The sequence below is a fragment of the Kluyvera georgiana genome, assembly GCF_050990895.1.
GTDB classification, from domain to species: Bacteria; Pseudomonadota; Gammaproteobacteria; order Enterobacterales; family Enterobacteriaceae; genus Kluyvera; species Kluyvera georgiana.
The window spans coordinates 2,821,303-2,838,112 of record NZ_CP158865.1; the positions used below are offsets into that span (position 1 = coordinate 2,821,303).

The 16,810-nt window shown below is 52.1% G+C and carries 21 protein-coding genes; 9 read left to right on the plus strand and 12 right to left on the minus strand.

Annotated elements, in window-relative coordinates; genetic code table 11:
• Positions 1–224: 224 nt before the first annotated feature.
• Together ABTW00_RS13395 and ompW are read right to left on the minus strand one after the other, a co-directional pair.
• Positions 225–656 (minus strand): hypothetical protein, encoded by a 432-nt coding sequence (locus tag ABTW00_RS13395; RefSeq protein ID WP_064546054.1) that lies wholly within the window; start codon positions 654–656, stop codon positions 225–227.
• A gap of 514 nt (positions 657–1,170) precedes the next feature.
• Positions 1,171–1,806 carry an outer membrane protein OmpW gene (gene ompW, locus ABTW00_RS13400; protein WP_065357601.1) on the minus strand — a complete coding sequence of 212 codons (636 nt, stop codon included), beginning with the start codon at positions 1,804–1,806 and terminating at the stop codon, positions 1,171–1,173.
• A gap of 269 nt (positions 1,807–2,075) precedes the next feature.
• Here ompW and ABTW00_RS13405 point away from each other — a divergent pair, with 269 nt between their 5' ends.
• Genes ABTW00_RS13405 through yciA form a run of 4 tightly spaced genes read left to right on the plus strand, consistent with a single transcriptional unit; the run spans position 2,076 to position 4,258 of the window.
• Complete coding sequence (locus ABTW00_RS13405; protein ID WP_065357602.1) at positions 2,076–2,489, plus strand: YkgJ family cysteine cluster protein; 414 nt, start codon at positions 2,076–2,078, stop codon at positions 2,487–2,489.
• Between the two features lie 25 nt (positions 2,490–2,514).
• On the plus strand, positions 2,515–3,258 hold the full coding sequence (locus ABTW00_RS13410; protein WP_433636008.1) for a YciC family protein: 744 nt from the start codon (positions 2,515–2,517) through the stop codon (positions 3,256–3,258).
• 46 nt (positions 3,259–3,304) lie between these two features.
• A complete protein-coding gene (locus ABTW00_RS13415; protein ID WP_065357604.1) occupies positions 3,305–3,844 on the plus strand; it encodes a septation protein A in 540 nt (179 codons plus the stop codon).
• A 15-nt stretch (positions 3,845–3,859) separates the two neighbouring features.
• Complete coding sequence (yciA, locus tag ABTW00_RS13420) at positions 3,860–4,258, plus strand: acyl-CoA thioester hydrolase YciA (protein WP_064546155.1); 399 nt, start codon at positions 3,860–3,862, stop codon at positions 4,256–4,258.
• A gap of 33 nt (positions 4,259–4,291) precedes the next feature.
• Here the strand turns inward: yciA and ABTW00_RS13425 are convergent, their stop codons facing one another.
• A complete protein-coding gene (locus ABTW00_RS13425) occupies positions 4,292–4,828 on the minus strand; it encodes a YniB family protein (protein WP_433636009.1) in 537 nt (178 codons plus the stop codon).
• Positions 4,829–4,965: 137 nt separating this feature from the next.
• On the opposite strand from ABTW00_RS13425, the gene hxpB reads away from it, so the two are divergent.
• The 4 genes from hxpB to ABTW00_RS13445 all read left to right on the plus strand — a co-directional run bounded on the left by hxpB (position 4,966) and on the right by ABTW00_RS13445 (position 8,799).
• Positions 4,966–5,634: a hexitol phosphatase HxpB gene (gene hxpB / locus ABTW00_RS13430; protein ID WP_271446816.1), complete on the plus strand. Its 669-nt coding sequence runs from the start codon at positions 4,966–4,968 to the stop codon at positions 5,632–5,634.
• Positions 5,635–5,787: 153 nt separating this feature from the next.
• A complete protein-coding gene (gene kduD / locus ABTW00_RS13435; RefSeq protein WP_433636010.1) occupies positions 5,788–6,549 on the plus strand; it encodes a 2-dehydro-3-deoxy-D-gluconate 5-dehydrogenase KduD in 762 nt (253 codons plus the stop codon).
• Positions 6,550–6,638: 89 nt separating this feature from the next.
• Positions 6,639–7,229 carry a metal-dependent hydrolase gene (locus ABTW00_RS13440; protein ID WP_065357639.1) on the plus strand — a complete coding sequence of 197 codons (591 nt, stop codon included), beginning with the start codon at positions 6,639–6,641 and terminating at the stop codon, positions 7,227–7,229.
• A gap of 178 nt (positions 7,230–7,407) precedes the next feature.
• Positions 7,408–8,799 (plus strand): L-cystine transporter, encoded by a 1,392-nt coding sequence (locus ABTW00_RS13445; RefSeq protein WP_433636012.1) that lies wholly within the window; start codon positions 7,408–7,410, stop codon positions 8,797–8,799.
• Between the two features lie 65 nt (positions 8,800–8,864).
• On the opposite strand, the gene cedA is transcribed toward ABTW00_RS13445, so the two are convergent.
• The 8 genes from cedA to osmE form a co-directional block, all read right to left on the minus strand.
• Positions 8,865–9,104: a cell division activator CedA gene (gene cedA / locus ABTW00_RS13450; protein ID WP_065357608.1), complete on the minus strand. Its 240-nt coding sequence runs from the start codon at positions 9,102–9,104 to the stop codon at positions 8,865–8,867.
• Positions 9,105–9,237: 133 nt separating this feature from the next.
• Positions 9,238–9,993: a chitin disaccharide deacetylase gene (chbG, locus tag ABTW00_RS13455; protein ID WP_433636013.1), complete on the minus strand. Its 756-nt coding sequence runs from the start codon at positions 9,991–9,993 to the stop codon at positions 9,238–9,240.
• An 11-nt stretch (positions 9,994–10,004) separates the two neighbouring features.
• Positions 10,005–11,351, minus strand: coding sequence for a 6-phospho-beta-glucosidase (locus ABTW00_RS13460; RefSeq protein ID WP_433636014.1), 1,347 nt, complete (start codon positions 11,349–11,351; stop codon positions 10,005–10,007).
• A gap of 104 nt (positions 11,352–11,455) precedes the next feature.
• A complete protein-coding gene (gene chbR, locus ABTW00_RS13465; RefSeq protein WP_100249979.1) occupies positions 11,456–12,280 on the minus strand; it encodes a transcriptional regulator ChbR in 825 nt (274 codons plus the stop codon).
• A gap of 25 nt (positions 12,281–12,305) precedes the next feature.
• Complete coding sequence (gene chbA, locus ABTW00_RS13470) at positions 12,306–12,653, minus strand: PTS N,N'-diacetylchitobiose transporter subunit IIA (RefSeq protein ID WP_064546179.1); 348 nt, start codon at positions 12,651–12,653, stop codon at positions 12,306–12,308.
• Positions 12,654–12,709: 56 nt separating this feature from the next.
• The gene (chbC, locus tag ABTW00_RS13475; RefSeq protein WP_065357611.1) at positions 12,710–14,068 is read right to left on the minus strand and encodes a PTS N,N'-diacetylchitobiose transporter subunit IIC; all 1,359 of its coding nucleotides are present in this window, start codon (positions 14,066–14,068) and stop codon (positions 12,710–12,712) included.
• A 79-nt stretch (positions 14,069–14,147) separates the two neighbouring features.
• Positions 14,148–14,468 carry a PTS sugar transporter subunit IIB gene (locus tag ABTW00_RS13480; protein ID WP_064546183.1) on the minus strand — a complete coding sequence of 107 codons (321 nt, stop codon included), beginning with the start codon at positions 14,466–14,468 and terminating at the stop codon, positions 14,148–14,150.
• Between the two features lie 285 nt (positions 14,469–14,753).
• Complete coding sequence (gene osmE / locus ABTW00_RS13485; RefSeq protein WP_065357612.1) at positions 14,754–15,095, minus strand: osmotically-inducible lipoprotein OsmE; 342 nt, start codon at positions 15,093–15,095, stop codon at positions 14,754–14,756.
• 218 nt (positions 15,096–15,313) lie between these two features.
• Between osmE and nadE the strand changes: the two genes are divergently transcribed.
• On the plus strand, positions 15,314–16,141 hold the full coding sequence (gene nadE, locus ABTW00_RS13490; RefSeq protein ID WP_433636017.1) for an ammonia-dependent NAD(+) synthetase: 828 nt from the start codon (positions 15,314–15,316) through the stop codon (positions 16,139–16,141).
• Positions 16,142–16,223: 82 nt separating this feature from the next.
• On the opposite strand, the gene spy is transcribed toward nadE, so the two are convergent.
• Positions 16,224–16,736 carry an ATP-independent periplasmic protein-refolding chaperone Spy gene (gene spy / locus ABTW00_RS13495; protein WP_074416846.1) on the minus strand — a complete coding sequence of 171 codons (513 nt, stop codon included), beginning with the start codon at positions 16,734–16,736 and terminating at the stop codon, positions 16,224–16,226.
• Positions 16,737–16,810: the final 74 nt, after the last annotated feature.

The following is a 16,810-nucleotide window of genomic DNA, read 5'->3' on the forward strand; positions in this document are numbered from 1 at the left end:
TTCAGCCTTTATCAGGATTACGTTTTACGAAGCCGAAACTGATGTAATTACTGATATTCCGGCATTAACTATCACCCAAACATTCAGAATTCGTGAAGCCGTCTTTTTCGCACTCGTCGCTAGCACTGAATCTTATTTTAAGAATGCTGAGACTATTTGAGATATTTTATCTCCCGCACATTGTGTTTAAAATCAAGCGTATTCTTAGGCGCTAAGGCCGCCTATTAGTAATGGAAGCCACCACCGCTACGGCCGCCACCAACATGGTCGCTACCGCCAAGCCCGTGTGCGGAGTGGGAGTTGGCGGCATTATTTCCACCATTACCGCTACCGTGCTCATTGTGACTATGATTGTCCGATTGACGATTACCACCTTTATAACTCACGAAAGGTGTTGATACAGGTTTGTTTTTTACTACCGCTGGTTGATTTTTTTCAGCTTCTTTGAGCGCTTCATTCATTTGGTAGCTTTTAACCTGCTGGGCAGTCACTTCTTCAGCGCCTACGCCACTCCAGACTGAATTACCGTGATCGACAGAATAAGTACCATCAGCGGCCTTCCCAACGATTTGCCCCTGAGTATGGTCAACAGTAGCAAAAACAATACCCGAGAAACTCGACATAGCAATAATTGCGGCCAGGATTGAAACTTTCATACGAAACACCATCATCAATTGTTGAATATATGTATATGAGTTAACTATTACGAAATAAACTACGCAGCTCAATTCCACGCTTAAAATAAGAAGGACGATTGCAAGCGGTGCAATTTATTATTATATGCGTGCTTTTACAATAGAAAAATAAAACAACAAGCCATTATAAATATACTTTCCGTGGCAATTGAATTTCAAAAAATGATTAGCCTATTAATTTTTAAATATCTGTGAGAAGCAATAATAGCTATTTGTTTCATTTTTTGGCGTTTTGTGTGAAGTTCAGTGGAAAGAAGACGTATTCCTCTTTTTTGCCGGAACCAGGACAATAATGGATTAATTCGGAAGGGTTATTAGGCAAAGCATTAGCAAAGGGAGCGGACTCTCGCTCTTTCTGCAATCTCTTCACAAAATGCTCTCGAACGCGGTGGTTTATTGCCGGAATAATGAGCGGACGCTTCACACGCTCAAAAAGAGAAAACTGGCCGTATAACGACCAGTTGTCCAGAGAGGATCAGAAACGGTAGCCGGCGGAGAACATAAACACCCACGGATCCAGACGGGTACTGACGCTCTGATTGACGCCATTGTGTTTAAACTTCACGTTGGTGTCGATATCCATGTACCAGACCGACATGTTAATCAGCCAGTCGCGATTAATCAGATAATCCAGCCCCACCTGCCCGGCTGCGCCCCAGGAGTCATCCAGACTCAGATCTGAAAGACCCGCCTCTTTGCCCGTTTTGTTGAAATCATTATCAAAGAAGGTGGTGTAGTTGATCCCCGCGCCTACGTACGGGCGAAACTTACTCTGCGCATCGCCAAAGTACCACTGGGCCATCAGCGTTGGCGGTAACTGGTGAACGGTCGCGATATTACCGGTTGGGCCGGTGCCGACTTTGTGGCGGAACGGCGTGGCGGCCAGCAGTTCAATACCGATGTTATCCGTCGCCATATAGGTAAAGGTTAAGCCAAGCTGCGTATTGTTGCTGACGTTAAAGCTCCCCAGACTGCCGAGAACATTATCGGAACCCTCGGTAGGCCTCACCGTTGCAGAACCGGCACGAATGAAAAACTCCCCTGCTTCATGCGCCCAGGCACCGCCGGAAACGGTACTCAACATCAATGCAACCACTGCTAACTTTTTCATATCCACTTCCTCATTATGGTTTTTCAAGCGCGGCAAATATACCCACAATGAGTTACTTTTGAACCATCACAGATCACACAAAGTCATTAGATTTAACATTTATTAATCCAGATCAATTTTCGTGAATTATGTCAGACGCGAAATTATTACCCACATCAATTTCATTGATTTTGCCGGAAAATTTTTTTTGCAGCCTCTTGTCGGCATCAGAACGGCTGGATAATTTAGACCATGACAATTTTGTTGATGCGTTTTTATCAGGTGTAATCATGAGTGAAATCAACCCGTGCATGACGTGCGGTGCCTGTTGTGCGTATTTTCGAGTCTCTTTTTACTGGGCAGAAGCCGATGATGCCGGTGGCCCTGTTCCTGCGCAGCTCACCGAACCCGTTACCCCCTTGCTACGCTGTATGACCGGCACCAACCAGCGTCAGCCTCGCTGCGCGGCCCTCTCGGGGGAAATCGGCGGTTCGGTCAGCTGCACCATTTATGCCAATCGCCCCTCTCCCTGCCGCGAATTCGCCATGTCCGGCGAAAATGGCGAGCCTAACGAGGCTTGTAATCGCGCCCGTGCACGATACGGCCTGCCGGCGCTGAATCCTATTTACAAAGATATACTTAGCGGAGCCGGCGCAGAGGCTGCTACGCAGGTGCGATTTGCGGTACAATTGCCGGCTAATTAACACCTGCAATACTCAAGGAGAGTGCATGTCTATCACGGCGCAGTCTGTATACCGTGACACGGGTAATTTTTTCCGTAATCAGTTCGTGACCATTTTACTGATTGCTTTGCTCTGTTCATTTATCACGGTGGTGCTTGGCCATGCCTTTTCCCCCAGCGATGAACAGCTTGCGACGTTGACCACCGGTGACCATCTGGCGGGCAGCTCGGGGCTGTTTGATTTGGTGCAGAACATGACGCCGGAGCAGCAACAAATTTTGCTGCAGTCCTCCGCGGCATCCACCTTCGCCGGGCTTATCGGAAATGCCATTCTGGCGGGCGGTATTCTGCTGATGATTCAGCTGATCTCCGCCGGTCAGCCGGTGAGCGCACTGCGGGCAATTGGCGCCAGCGCGCCGGTGCTGCCAAAGCTGCTGGTACTGATTTTTATCAGCACTTTCCTGATACAGATGGGCGTGATGCTGATTGTGGTTCCCGGTATCCTGTTAGCTATTGTGCTGGCCTTCGCGCCGGTCATCATGGTGCAGGATAAGCTGGGCGTCTTTTCGGCCATTCGTCACAGCACCCGTCTCGGCTGGGCCAATATTCGTCTGATTGCCCCCGCGGTGGTTGGCTGGATGCTGGCTAAGACGCTGTTGCTGCTGTTTGCATCGAGCTTTGCCTTCCTGACGCCATACCTTGGTGCCGTGGTGGCTAACACGCTGAGCAACCTGATTTCCGCACTGTTGCTGATCTATTTATTCCGCGTGTATATGCTTATTCGTCAATAATCTGATGCCGCCCGTAGAGGGCGGCGCTGAACTACGGAATCGAAGTATGAAGCAGTTTCTTGATTTCTTACCGCTGGTTGTCTTTTTTGCCTTCTATAAAATCTATGACATCTATGCGGCCACCAGCGCGCTGATTGTCGCCACCGCAGTGGTGCTGATTTATAGCTGGGTGCGCTATCGTAAAGTCGAAAAAATGGCGCTGATCACCTTTATTCTGGTGGCCGTGTTTGGCGGCCTGACCATTTTCTTCCATAACGATGAGTTTATTAAGTGGAAAGTCACCGTGATCTACGCGCTGTTCGCCGGTGCGCTGCTGATTAGCCAGTGGGTGATGAAAAAACCGCTGATTCAACGCATGCTGGGCAAAGAGATCACCCTGCCGGAAGCGGTTTGGTCGAAGCTGAACCTCGCCTGGGCGGTGTTCTTTATCCTCTGCGGGCTGGCAAACATTTATATCGCCTTCTGGTTACCGCAAAACATTTGGGTAAACTTTAAGGTGTTTGGCCTGACGGCATTGACGCTGGTGTTCACGGTGCTGAGCGGCGTGTATATCTATCGTCATATGCCACAAGATGACCATAAGTAAGCACAGAGAATAATAATGACACTACAGAATGACGCTCCACAGGGAGAGCTGGTATTACGCACCTTAGCCATGCCTGCGGATACCAATGCCAACGGCGATATTTTTGGCGGTTGGCTCATGTCGCAAATGGATATTGGTGGCGCCATTATGGCGAAAGAAGTGGCCCATGGCCGCGTGGTGACCGTGCGGGTAGACGGGATGACGTTCCTGCGCCCGGTGGCGGTTGGCGACGTGGTGTGCTGCTATGCGCGCTGCGTTAAACGCGGCAATACGTCGGTGACGATTAATATTGAAGTGTGGGTGAAAAAGGTATCATCAGAGCCAATTGGTCAGCGTTATAAAGCGACCGAGGCGCTGTTTATCTATGTTGCGGTCGACCCTTCGGGGAAACCACGCGCCATTCCAACCGCATAATCACAGGCCCGGCATTCGCCGGGCCTGTTGCATTCAGAGGAAACCAAGCACCTTCAGAACGAAGTAGCCGATCACAATCACGATAATCGGCAGAATATAGAGCGGGAAAAACTGCACGAAAATGGTATGACGCGGCACCTCGACGCGGGCCTCCAGCGCTTCACGACTCATCCCTTCCGCCCCTTTCGCCTTCTCCAGAATCAGCTGATCGTTCACCCCTTCGCGCAAAAACTTCGCCTGCCGCGCCATCCGCGCGCCGGAGTCCTGTAGCGCCAGCGCAACGAAAATCAGCGCAAAAATAATCCAGAACATAATATTCAGACCGTTCTGAAAGTCCGGCTGCGGCGAGTTGTACCAGAAGAGATTCAGGAATGGCGTATTGAAACGCATCATGTCGACCATCACGTGGACAAAATCCATCATGACGGCATCGATTCCCGGCTGCTTAGCGCTGTGTTCATACATGAATTTCAGCACGGAAATCAGCGTAGAGATCAGGGCAGGAATAAAAATAACCCACCCGGCAATACGCTTGAGGATGGCAATGCGTCCAGCTTGTTGATACGTCATGGGTTCCCCTTGTTAAGACGCTGTCTCTCGGGCTAAGTGCTTATTAAGTCTACCCGCTGAAGGTGACTTTCGCCCGACTTTACGCCCGATATGATATACCATTAACCGGCATTCGTTACCCTAAAGGAGAGGTAGTTATGTCCACCGAGCGTCAAATACGCGCCGCAATATTCGATATGGATGGATTACTGATCGATTCCGAGCCGCTGTGGGACCGTGCCGAGCACGAAGTGCTGAGCGAGCTGGGCGTCGATTTTACCCGTCGCCACGAGCTTCCCGATACCCGCGGTTTACGTATCGATCTGGTGGTCGATCTGTGGTTTGGTCAACAGCCGTGGAGCGGCCCGGACCGCGCCGCCGTGGTGGAACGGATGATTGCCCGCGTCATTTCGCTGGTTGAGCAAACGCGCCCGTTGCTGCCGGGCGTGCGTGAAGCCGTGGCCCTGTGCAAAGCGCAAGGGTTAAAAGTCGGCCTCGCTTCCGCCTCTCCGCTCTATATGCTGGAGAAAGTGCTGGCCATGTTCGAGCTGCGTGAGCAGTTCGACGCGCTGGCCTCTGCCGACACGTTGGCCTATAGCAAACCGCATCCGCAGGTCTATCTGAACTGCGCGGCCGCGCTGGGGGTCGACCCGCTGTGCTGCGTGGCGCTGGAAGACTCGGTGAATGGCATGATTGCCAGCAAAGCCGCGCGCATGCGCTCCATTGTTGTCCCGGCTCCGGAAAGCCAACTCGACCCGCGCTTCGCTCTGGCCGACGTGAAGCTGCCGTCTCTGGAATTCCTCACCCGCGAAAATTTGTGCGGCTAATCATGATGCGGGCACGGATTGTGCCCGCAAATGCCAACCCAATCATAAAAATGAAACGCTGTTTTATTTTTATTTGAATTTTCTACTATGCCCTTCTATGCTTTAACCCTGTAGGTCATCTCATAATGATAAAAACCGTATACAGGGGTCGAAATGATTCTTCATGCTTTCAATCTGCAAGGTAAAATCGCACTCGTCACCGGCTGCGATAAAGGTCTCGGTCAGGGTATGGCGCTGGGGTTGGCGGAAGCCGGATGTGATATCGTCAGCGTCAGCCGCAGCATTCCGCAAGAAACCGCAGAAAAAGTGGCGGCGCTGGGCCGTCAGATGTTTGCTATTCAGGCCGATCTGAGCCAGCCTGACGCCATTGCTGATATTGTTCCCGCCGCCGTGGCTGCCGCGGGCCGTATAGACATTCTGGTCAACAACGCCGGGACCATTCGACGTGAAGATGCGCTGACCTTCAGCGAAAAGAACTGGGACGATGTGATGAACCTGAACCTGAAGTCGGTGTTCTTCCTCTCACAGGCGGTGGCGAAACAGTTCCTGCAACAGGGTAACGGCGGGAAAATTATCAATATTGCGTCGATGCTCTCTTTCCAGGGCGGCATTCGTGTGCCATCCTACACCGCCTCAAAAAGCGGGGTATTAGGCATCACCCGCCTGCTGGCCAACGAATGGGCACAACACGGTATCAACGTGAACGCCATCGCGCCGGGCTATATGGCGACCAACAACACCCAGCAGCTGCGTGACGACGCTGAACGCAGCAAGGAAATTCTCGACCGTATTCCGGCCGGACGCTGGGGGACGCCAGACGACCTCAAAGGCCCGGTCGTGTTCCTCGCTTCCTCGGCGTCTGACTACATTAATGGCTATACGGTCGCCGTAGACGGCGGCTGGCTGGCACGTTAATTTTTTGACAAAGAGTTACACTGTAACCTCTTCCGCCTACTGTATAAAAACCCTATACTGTATGAATTCACAGATTAATGGGTTTTATCATGACGGCGGAAGGTCATCTCCTTTTTTCAATCGCCTGCGCGGTATTTGCTAAAAATGCCGAACTGACGCCGGTCCTGGCGCAAGGAGACTGGTGGCACATCGTGCCGTCGGCGATATTGACCTGTTTGCTTCCTGACATTGACCACCCACGTTCTTTCCTGGGGCAACGGCTAAGCTGGCTTTCTAAACCCATTGCGCGGATGTGTGGTCATCGCGGTTTTACCCACAGCCTGCTCGCCGTCTTTGCCGCTCTGACCCTTTTCTATCTGAAAGTGCCGGACAGCTGGATCGTCCCCGCCGATGCCCTACAGGGGATGGTGCTGGGCTATCTAAGCCACATTCTCGCCGACATGCTCACGCCTGCTGGCGTCCCGCTGCTGTGGCCCTGCCGCTGGCGTTTTCGTCTGCCGATTCTCGCACCGCGTAAAGGTAACCAGTTGGAACGCGTTTTGTGTATGGCGCTGTTTGCCTACGCCGTGTTCATGCCGCAGTCGCTGCCGGAAAACAGCGCCATACGCTGGTCATCGTCGATGATAAATTCGCTACAAACCGACTTTAATCGCTTCATTCATCGCCGGGCTGAGCAATAATTCGGCGAAGATCGCATTTTTGGCATAATCCATTCCATTTGGATATAAGCGTACCATTTCAGTTCTGTTAACCTTCTCACATCCAGACAAATCTTTACGGGTTTGTCCTAAAAAGACACCCGCCGCGGCAACACAAAATCGCCGCGAACGGCGTGAAAAAAACTTCAGGAGAACGGGGATGAACTTTCCACTAGTCGCGAACGTAATTGTGTTCGCCGTATTACTGCTGGCGCTGGCGCAAACGCGTCACAAGCAGTGGAGCCTGGCCAAAAAAGTGCTGGTCGGCCTGGTTATCGGTGTGGTCTTTGGCCTGGCGCTGCAGCTGATCTACGGTTCCGATAGCCAGGTGCTGAAGGACTCTATCCAGTGGTTTAACGTGGTCGGTAACGGCTATGTGCAACTGCTGCAAATGATCGTCATGCCGCTGGTCTTCGCCTCCATTCTGAGCGCGGTAGCCCGTCTGCATAATGCCTCTCAGCTGGGTAAAATCAGCGTGCTGACCATCGGCACCCTGCTGTTTACCACGCTTATCGCCGCGCTGGTTGGCGTGCTGGTGACTAACCTGTTCGGCCTGACCGCTGAAGGTCTGGTTCAGGGCACCGCCGAAACCGCACGTCTGAACGCCATTCAAAGCAATTATGTGGGCAAAGTTGCTGACCTGAGCGTGCCGCAGCTGCTGCTGTCGTTCGTACCGAAAAACCCGTTTGCAGACCTCACGGGCGCTAACCCAACCTCTATCATCAGCGTTGTTATCTTCGCCGCGTTCCTGGGGATGGCTGCGCTGAAACTGCTGAAAGATGATGAACCGAAAGGCCAGCGCGTTCTGACCGCTATCGACACCCTGCAAGGATGGGTAATGAAGCTGGTACGTCTGGTGATGCAGTTGACGCCGTACGGCGTACTGGCGCTGATGACTAAAGTAGTTGCCGGTTCTAACCTGCAAGACATCATCAAGCTGGGTAGCTTCGTCGTGGCATCCTACCTTGGCCTGCTGATCATGTTTGTGGTGCACGGCATTCTGCTGGGCGTCAACGGCGTGAGCCCGCTGAAGTATTTCCGCAAAGTGTGGCCAGTACTGACCTTCGCTTTCACCAGCCGCTCCAGCGCCGCGTCTATTCCGCTGAACGTCGAAGCGCAAACCCGTCGCCTGGGCGTACCGGAATCCATTGCCAGCTTCTCTGCCTCCTTTGGTGCGACCATTGGTCAGAACGGCTGTGCGGGTCTCTACCCGGCCATGCTGGCAGTGATGGTTGCCCCGACCGTTGGCATTAACCCGCTGGATCCGCTGTGGATTGCTACGCTGGTGGGTATGGTTACCGTCAGCTCAGCAGGCGTTGCGGGCGTGGGCGGCGGTGCAACCTTCGCTGCGCTGATCGTGCTGCCCGCGATGGGGCTGCCGGTCACGCTGGTTGCGCTGCTGATTTCCGTGGAACCGCTGATCGACATGGGCCGTACCGCGCTGAACGTCAGCGGTTCCATGACTGCCGGCACCCTGACCAGCCAGTGGCTGCGCCAGACCGACAAAGACGTGTTAAACAGCGAAGAGGATGCCGAACTGGCGCATCGCTAAAACAGACCGTTATACCGATAAAAAAACCGCTGACTCAGCGGTTTTTTTATATCCAGCCAACGCGATTAAGCGTCGAGCTCCCCTTCCTGGCGCATCTGCACCGCCCAACGTTGGGCCGATTCCGGAATACTGAACGCCTGCGAACGACGAAACGCGCTGCCCATCAACACAAACGCAACGTACTTTCCACGCAGCAGCCACACATCGCGAAAGCCTTCAACCTTCACGGCGTGATCGGGGGGAGCGGGTTCGGTGCGCGGTACGTAGCTGATAATCTGCCGATTTTGTTGGCGAAGCGGTTTCATAAGCAGTTAAATTCACAATCAGTAAGACAAAGCGGTAAACCCCTATAATAGCAGCATTCACCAGCGATCGTCATACACAAAAAAGCCCGGCAGGGTCGCTGCCGGGCAAAGGGTTGAGGGGTAACACAACAGATTACACGTCGCGGTAAGTGCCGAGGCGATAGCCCCGCTCCGCAATGGCATATTTCAGCGAAGCAGAGGTCAGGACGTCCAGCTCCGCCAGTCTTGGGTAGCAATAGGCGCTGCCCATAATGGTGTTGTCGACAAATGCCGGATGGCACATCATTTCCAGCGAGGCTTCACCGCGCGCGGTCGAGGCGTCAAGCGCCTGCAGGAACAGGGCTTCAGAGATAGCTTCACCGTAGAACTCGCTGCTAAACCCTTCGCTGCTGCGCAGCCCTTCCGGGATGGCAAACGGATACGGGACGGTGCGATCAATCCGCAGCGCAATGCCTTTGGATTTTGCAAACTCGGCCACCAGCGGGAAGATCTGCGGGATCATGTGCACATGGTGATGGCTGTCAAAATGTGTCGGCTCAGCGTCGAACAGGTCGACAAACCGCTGATACTGACACGCCAGCTCGCGTTCAATCTCTTCCAGCGGCAGCGCATCTTCCTCGGCCACCTGCCAGATCCACTTACCGAGTTTGCCTTCGCGGACCAGGCCCGGCATCGGCGTCAACGGTTCGCCCAGCGTGAGCACAAAGTGCATGCCCACCGCCAGCTCTGGCGTACGGCGGCTCAGCTGAGCCGCGTGGTCAATAGCCGCGCCGTTAACCAGCGCGGTGGTGGACGTGACCAGTCCGTTCTTACAGGCGTCGAGGATGCCGTAGTTCTGCCCTTTACTCAGGCCAAAATCATCGGCGTTCACGATTAACAAACGTTCCATCATGCCTCCTGTCACTGTTTCAGTTTCTCCACGGTGGCAGCGAAGTTCGGCAACCATTTTTCATGGGCCAGAATCAGTTCGCGCGCCAGAATCTCTGCATCTTTATCAGAGTGGATCAGCGGGCTTAAGTTCAGTGCCAACAGCACATCGTTAAATTCACCGCTGATCGCTGCCTGACTGGCCGCGATTTCAAAGCCTTTGATGGTATGGATCAGACCCAGCACTTTCTCGTCAAAATGCGTGACGCGCGGATGCGGTTTCGCACCGTCGCGGCCCAGGATAGAGGTGACTTCAATCGCCCAATCCGCCGGGATGTTGTCGATATGACCGTGGTGCGGAATGTTCACGTAGTGTTCAGTCTGCTTATCGTTGTAGATAGCGTTGATCACCTCACACGCCGCATCGGAGTAATAGGCCCCGCCGCGCTGTTCCAGCTCTTTCGGCTTGACGTTAAGGTCCGGATTTTTGTACAGCTCAAACAGCTGCTTCTCAACCTTCTGCACCACCTGAGCGCGCGCGCCGCCTTTGTAATACTCGCCCATTTCGATAGCCAGCATCTCTTTCTGCTTGAAGTAGTACAGCAGATAAGAGCACGGCAGCAGGTTCAGAGAACGCAGCAAACCTTCGCTAAACGGCATATCAAAAATATTTTTCACGGTGTTCGCCGACAGCGTACCGGAAGCCACGCCGTCCAGCAGTTCAGCAAAACGAGACTCGCCGTTGACCAGCACATCGCGCACGAAAACCATGTGGTTCAGGCCGAACAGGTCGATGGAAAGATCGTCTTTCTCGCTCAGGCGCAGTACGTCGGTGAAGAACATCTTCATGCCGATTGGAATGTTGCATACGCCGATAAAACGTTTGAAATTGGTGTGGCGATAAACCGCTTCGGTCACCATCCCCGCCGGGTTGGTAAAGTTGATAACCCACGCGTTCGGGCAAATTTCTTCGACATCTTTAATGATGTCAAAAATGACCGGAATGGTACGCAGACCTTTAAACAGGCCGCCCGCGCCGTTGGTTTCCTGTCCCAGGTAACCGTGGCTCAGCGGGATACGTTCATCTTTCTCACGGGCTTTGAGCTGACCAACGCGCAGCTGCGTGGTCACAAAGTCGGCACCCTCGAGCGCTTCGCGGCGATTCAGCGTCTTATAGACCTTCATCGGTACGCCGGCTTTTTCCACCATGCGCTGGCAAAGGGCGTGGATGATATCCAGCTTTTCCTGGCCATCTTCAACGTCAACCAGCCACAGTTCGCTGACCGGCAGTTCGTGATAACGTTTGAGAAAACCTTCCAGTAATTCCGGCGTATAGCTGCTACCACCACCAATTGTGACGACTTTTAATTTCTGGCTCATCTTTTTCTCCCTCGTGATCCACAAGTAAACGTGGGTTACCCTCCACATTATACGTGGATAGTTAAAGTCTTTAATTCAAAGCTGCGGCGTTATTCCACAGCGCGTTATTTGATAATCGTCAGCTGTTTGCGATAATTGCTCGGTGTGAATGAGGTCAGCTTCTTGAAAGTTTTAATAAACAAACTTGGGCTACTATAACCTGACTCATACGCGATATCGGTCACCGAGTAATTCGTTATTTCCAGCTGTTTCTTGGCAAAGTTGATGCGGATATCATTAATAATCTGCATCGGCGTTTTACCATAATAGCGTTGGGTGGCTCGGGTTAAATATTCCTGGGTTTTCCCGGATAACTCGACCATATTCTCCAACGCGCCTTCACCAAACTTTAATTTATCGTGCATGGCTTCGACAGTGGATTTTAACCACTGTGGCGTCACATCCTGCGCCTGTTCTTCACGGTGATGACGTAAACGGTTAATCACGTAGAAGGAAACCAGTTCAATAAATTCGTCAAATTCCGTTTCGCGAAAGTGAAGCGACGAAATAACGGACTCGATATAGCTAAGAAACGTGCTTTTAATCGAATAGACTTGCGAAGCAACCAGCGCAAAGGGAACCAGCGACTGATAGTGGGTATCGAAGAAATCTTTGCTGATCCCGACGTTGAGGATTCGCGTCGCACCAAACTCATAGAAGCTCTGGTGATGTGAACCCATCGGGATGAACACAAAGTCTCCCCGCTCCAGCATAACCCGTTTGCCGTTTATCTCCTGATAGTAGCGCCCGGTCAGTACGATAGTGAATTCGTAGTAGTCATGCTGGTGCAGCCCGCTGATGCTTTCCGTTTTGTTGTAGATGAAGACATGAAAATTCTTACCGTTAAAGAGCTGTTGTTCTCGGGCGGTGTTGATTTCCATGGTGATCATCTTAGGTTGCCTCATAGGGAAAAGCCTATTGTACCTTCTCGTGAAGTTCGATCAATTCAGCAACCAGCTCGCGCGCTAACATTGACGTCATAAGATGATCCTGCGCATGAACCAGCACGAGGCTCACCTTCATACGGCCTTCGCCTTCGTCGCTTTCAATCAGCTGGGTCTGTACACGGTGCGCTTCGCTCAGGGCAACGCGGGACTGTTCCATGGTCGCTTTCGCGCCGGTAAAATCCCCCTGTTTCGCCTGCTTCAGTGCAGCATAGGCCAGGCTACGCGCCTGTCCGGAGTTGATAATCAGGCCCATCACCACTTCTTCGAGATCGTTTTCCTGCACGTCCTCAGCAACGACATTATCCAGATCAAACATATTTATTCCTTTTTTGTTGAGGGCGGTATGGAGACCGGCTCCATACCGCGTTGGCATTAGAACTTCAGCGATTCAGCGATGTCTTCTTCGCTTTCTTCTTCTTCAATAGTGGCCTGCGCTTTGTTCGAGATAATCACGAACGGCAGGTAGACCAGCGTTGAGATACCCAGGTTGAACAGTGCCAGAATCAGTGCGGCTACGCTGCCGTTGGTGTTAAAGAATGCACCCAGACCGGTCGGCATTGTCCACGGCGCCACGTTGGTGATCGGTGGGATAATCCCTAAGGTGTACGCCGTCATGGTGATGGCGGCCAGCAGCGGCTGAATCAGGATGAACGGGATAAACATAACCGGGTTCATGATGATTGGCAGACCAAACAGAATCGGTTCGTTAATCTGGAACAGGCCTGATGGCAGAGCCAGCTTCGCCACCTGACGGTGATCTTCACGACGAGAGGCGATGAAGATAGCGATAATCAGACCCAGAGTCGCACCGGTACCGCCCAGGAAGATGTAGGAGTCGAGCATCGGCTTCGCCCACATATGGAACTGGTGGCCTGCGGCAACCGCAGCTTCAACCGAACCGTACTGCTGGTACAGAGAGATGTTTTCCAGCGCCCATGGGGTCATGATGCCGCTGTCCAGCGCGGAGAGCGCCAGGGAGCCGTGTACACCAAAGAACCACAGCAGCGAAGTAAAGATAACGTAAGCCCAGCCCACAACGTGACCCATCGAGGCCAGCGGCGTAGAGATGGTGTCCATAATGATCTGGTGGAAGTTGGTTCCCCAGTGGGTCAACGCCCAGGAAACGATCCCCATGATGGACAGAATGATAAAGCCAGGAATAACCGCCGAGAAAGAGCGGGAAACCGAGCCCGGTACGCTATCCGGCAGACGGATAACCCAGTTACGGCGCACCACAAAGGTGAACATCTCGGCTACCACCAGACCAATAACGATACCGGAGATGATGTTCGCCCCGCCCAGCCAGTTTGCGCCAACGGCATAGGCTTCACCTACGCTGTAAGGCGTAACGGTCATAAACGCGGCAATCGCAATCAGGCCTGCGGCCATCGGGTCAACTTTGCGCTCTTCCGCTAACGCTGAACCGATAAAGAAAGGCGCCATCAGCGACATAATGCCTAAGGTACCGTTATAAACGTTACCGCCGATGGCTTTAAAGCCGTTTAAAGTTTCAATAGTTGATGCATCCAGACGAATGCCCATTGAATAGAAGAATGAACCTTCGCCAAAGCTCAGAAAAACGTTGTTAATTAATACAAACATGGCCCCCGCAAGGGTCAGCGGCATTAATTTAATAAAACCGTTTTTAATTGCGTTAACGTGTGGCTGCTTTCCTATTTTAACAGCAAAAGGAAGGAGTACCTTTTCAAGCGAATCGATCACTTTACTCATAGAAAATACCCTTAAAGGGCCGCAACAAAATTGCGGCGATTAAATATGAAATAACTCTTTGACGGGAAAAATAATAAAATTACTGCGCAGCTGCTTTTTTAATTGCAGCAACAGCTGCCTTAAGCACACCTAAACCATCGACCTTGCCATACAGCGTTGAATCAATTACCTCAACCGGTTTGTTCGGTAAAATCTTTTTAATATCGTTCAACATATAAGCAATTTGTGGACCGAGTAAAATCACATCCGCTTCCGGCCCTTTTTCTGCCGCAAACGTTTCGGAGAATGCTTCGATCACTACCGGAACTTCGTACTTCTCAGCCTGCGCTCGCATTTTAGATACCAACAGTGACGTGGACATCCCTGCAGAGCAAAAAAGATAGATATGTTTCTTTTCCATTCACGCTTCCTCAACTTGTGAAATCTGTCATCACCGGGCGATGTTCCATGTGCCCACTACCCTCGTATGTAACAGATGAGTTATCTTCTGTTTATGCATTGAGTATACGGCAACAATTTGCCTACCGATAATTCTTAACAGGCAAAAATTGTCTCTCATTGACCTTCGGTTTTGACTGTCTTCACATTTTGCTCAAAATAATTCGCGACAAGAAATAAGCATCAGATCTGATAAAAAAGCCCGACACTGAGGTCGGGCTTTCGTAGGCGTCCTATAAATACACGATTATGACTTAGCGGCAGCCGGATCCGTGTCGTACTCGGCGCATGTCTGGTAGCCGGAGTTGATGACGTGGCCAGTTTCATCAAGGGCCACAAAGTAGGTTTCCGCTTTACCATCTCGTTGACCCAGTATATAGGTCTGGCAGGTGCCGCGAGCGTGAATCATACTGACTTCAGATGACGGCTTGCCGGCTATTTGCATTACCTGTGAACGGCTCATTCCTTTTTTAACATCTTTGACAACCGGCTGAGTAAACTGATCTTTGGTTCGATCGTATGCGGTACAACCCGCCAGCATTGCCAGCACGGTGGCGGCGCCCAGAAGCCCTACGACTTTTTTATTCATGTTCCCTCTCCTTTCGTTCAATGTGTAATAAGCGTGGGATAAATATTGCTATTTATCAACCAATACGCCGAAATCAATCTCACCTCGCCTGAAAAATCGGATTAATTTACCGCAGTCAAAACTGTGATCCTTGTCGTTTTACCGTCAAAGAGGTAGCTTTAACACTTTGTTCTGATGGGCTAACGGCAAGGCTGGCACACAACATTCCGGAGGGGTAAATGGCGTTACAACAAGAAATTATTCAGGCGCTCGGCGCAAAACCGCAGATTGAGGTACAAGAAGAGATCCGTCGCAGCGTGGATTTTCTTAAGGAATACCTACAAACCTATCCGTTTATCAAATCACTGGTGCTGGGCATCAGCGGCGGCCAGGACTCGACCCTGACCGGCAAGCTGTGCCAGCAGGCCATCAATGAGCTGCGGACGGAAAGCGGCGACAGCGCGCTGCAGTTTATCGCCGTACGCTTGCCCTATGGCGTTCAAGCCGACGAACAGGACTGTCAGGATGCGATTGCCTTCATTCAGCCAGACCGCGTGCTGACGGTGAATATTAAAGGTGCCGTGCTGGCCAGCGAGCAGGCGCTGCGCGAAGCGGGTATTGAGTTGAGCGACTTTGTTCGCGGCAACGAAAAAGCCCGCGAACGTATGAAAGCCCAGTACAGCATTGCTGGCATGACCCACGGCGTGGTGGTTGGCACCGATCACGCCGCGGAAGCCATCACCGGCTTCTTTACTAAGTACGGCGACGGCGGCACCGACATTAACCCGATCTTCCGCCTGAACAAGCGCCAGGGTAAACAGCTGCTGGCCGCGCTTGGCTGCCCGGAGCATCTCTATAAGAAAGCGCCAACCGCCGACCTGGAAGACGATCGCCCTTCCCTGCCAGACGAAGTGGCGCTGGGCGTCACCTACGACAACATTGACGATTATCTGGAAGGCAAAACGCTGGCGCCAGAGCTGGCGAAGACGATTGAAGGCTGGTATCTGAAGACCGAGCATAAGCGTCGTCCGCCGATTACCGTGTTTGATGATTTCTGGAAGAAATAAAGAAGAAAACCGCCGGAGCTGCCCATAGCCCTTTGGCATATATGAGCAACTCCGGCGGTCTTAAGACAGTGTGCCGAGTCGATTATTCGGCAGGCGCAGGTGGCATTTTACCTTCTGGCGCCTTGCGTTCTGTCAGACGCTTCTCAAAATTGGCATTAAACTGCTTTTTCTGTTCTGGGGTTAAGATGTTGTAAATCTTGTTCTGGGTTTCCAGACGAGACAGCATCATGGCTTTATGCTGCTCCTCCATCTTCGTAATCTGCGCTTCCGCTTTCGCTTTATCGAAGCTGTCGCTGGCAATCAGGTCATGCATGGCGCGCATCTCTTCCTGCGGCGGACGTTTCATATGTTCGCGGTTGTCTTTCATAATGTCGCGAATCTGCTGTTTCTGCGCATCGGTCAGGTTCAGCCCCTGGAACATCATATCGTGACGCGGGCCCATCTTACCTTTGTGATGATGCATCATTTTACCGGCTGGCTGCGTGGCGTCGGCGGTAGTGGTGGTCGTAGAGGTTGTGTCTGCCGCATGAGCCAGATTAGCCGCGCCCAGAGCCAGAGTAGAAGCAACAAACAGTGCAGTTAATTTTTTCATCATCAAGTCCTTACTTTCAGTTATTCTGACGGCGCATTGCCGTGTTGACGAGATTAACTTTACGGGGTTTATCGTCA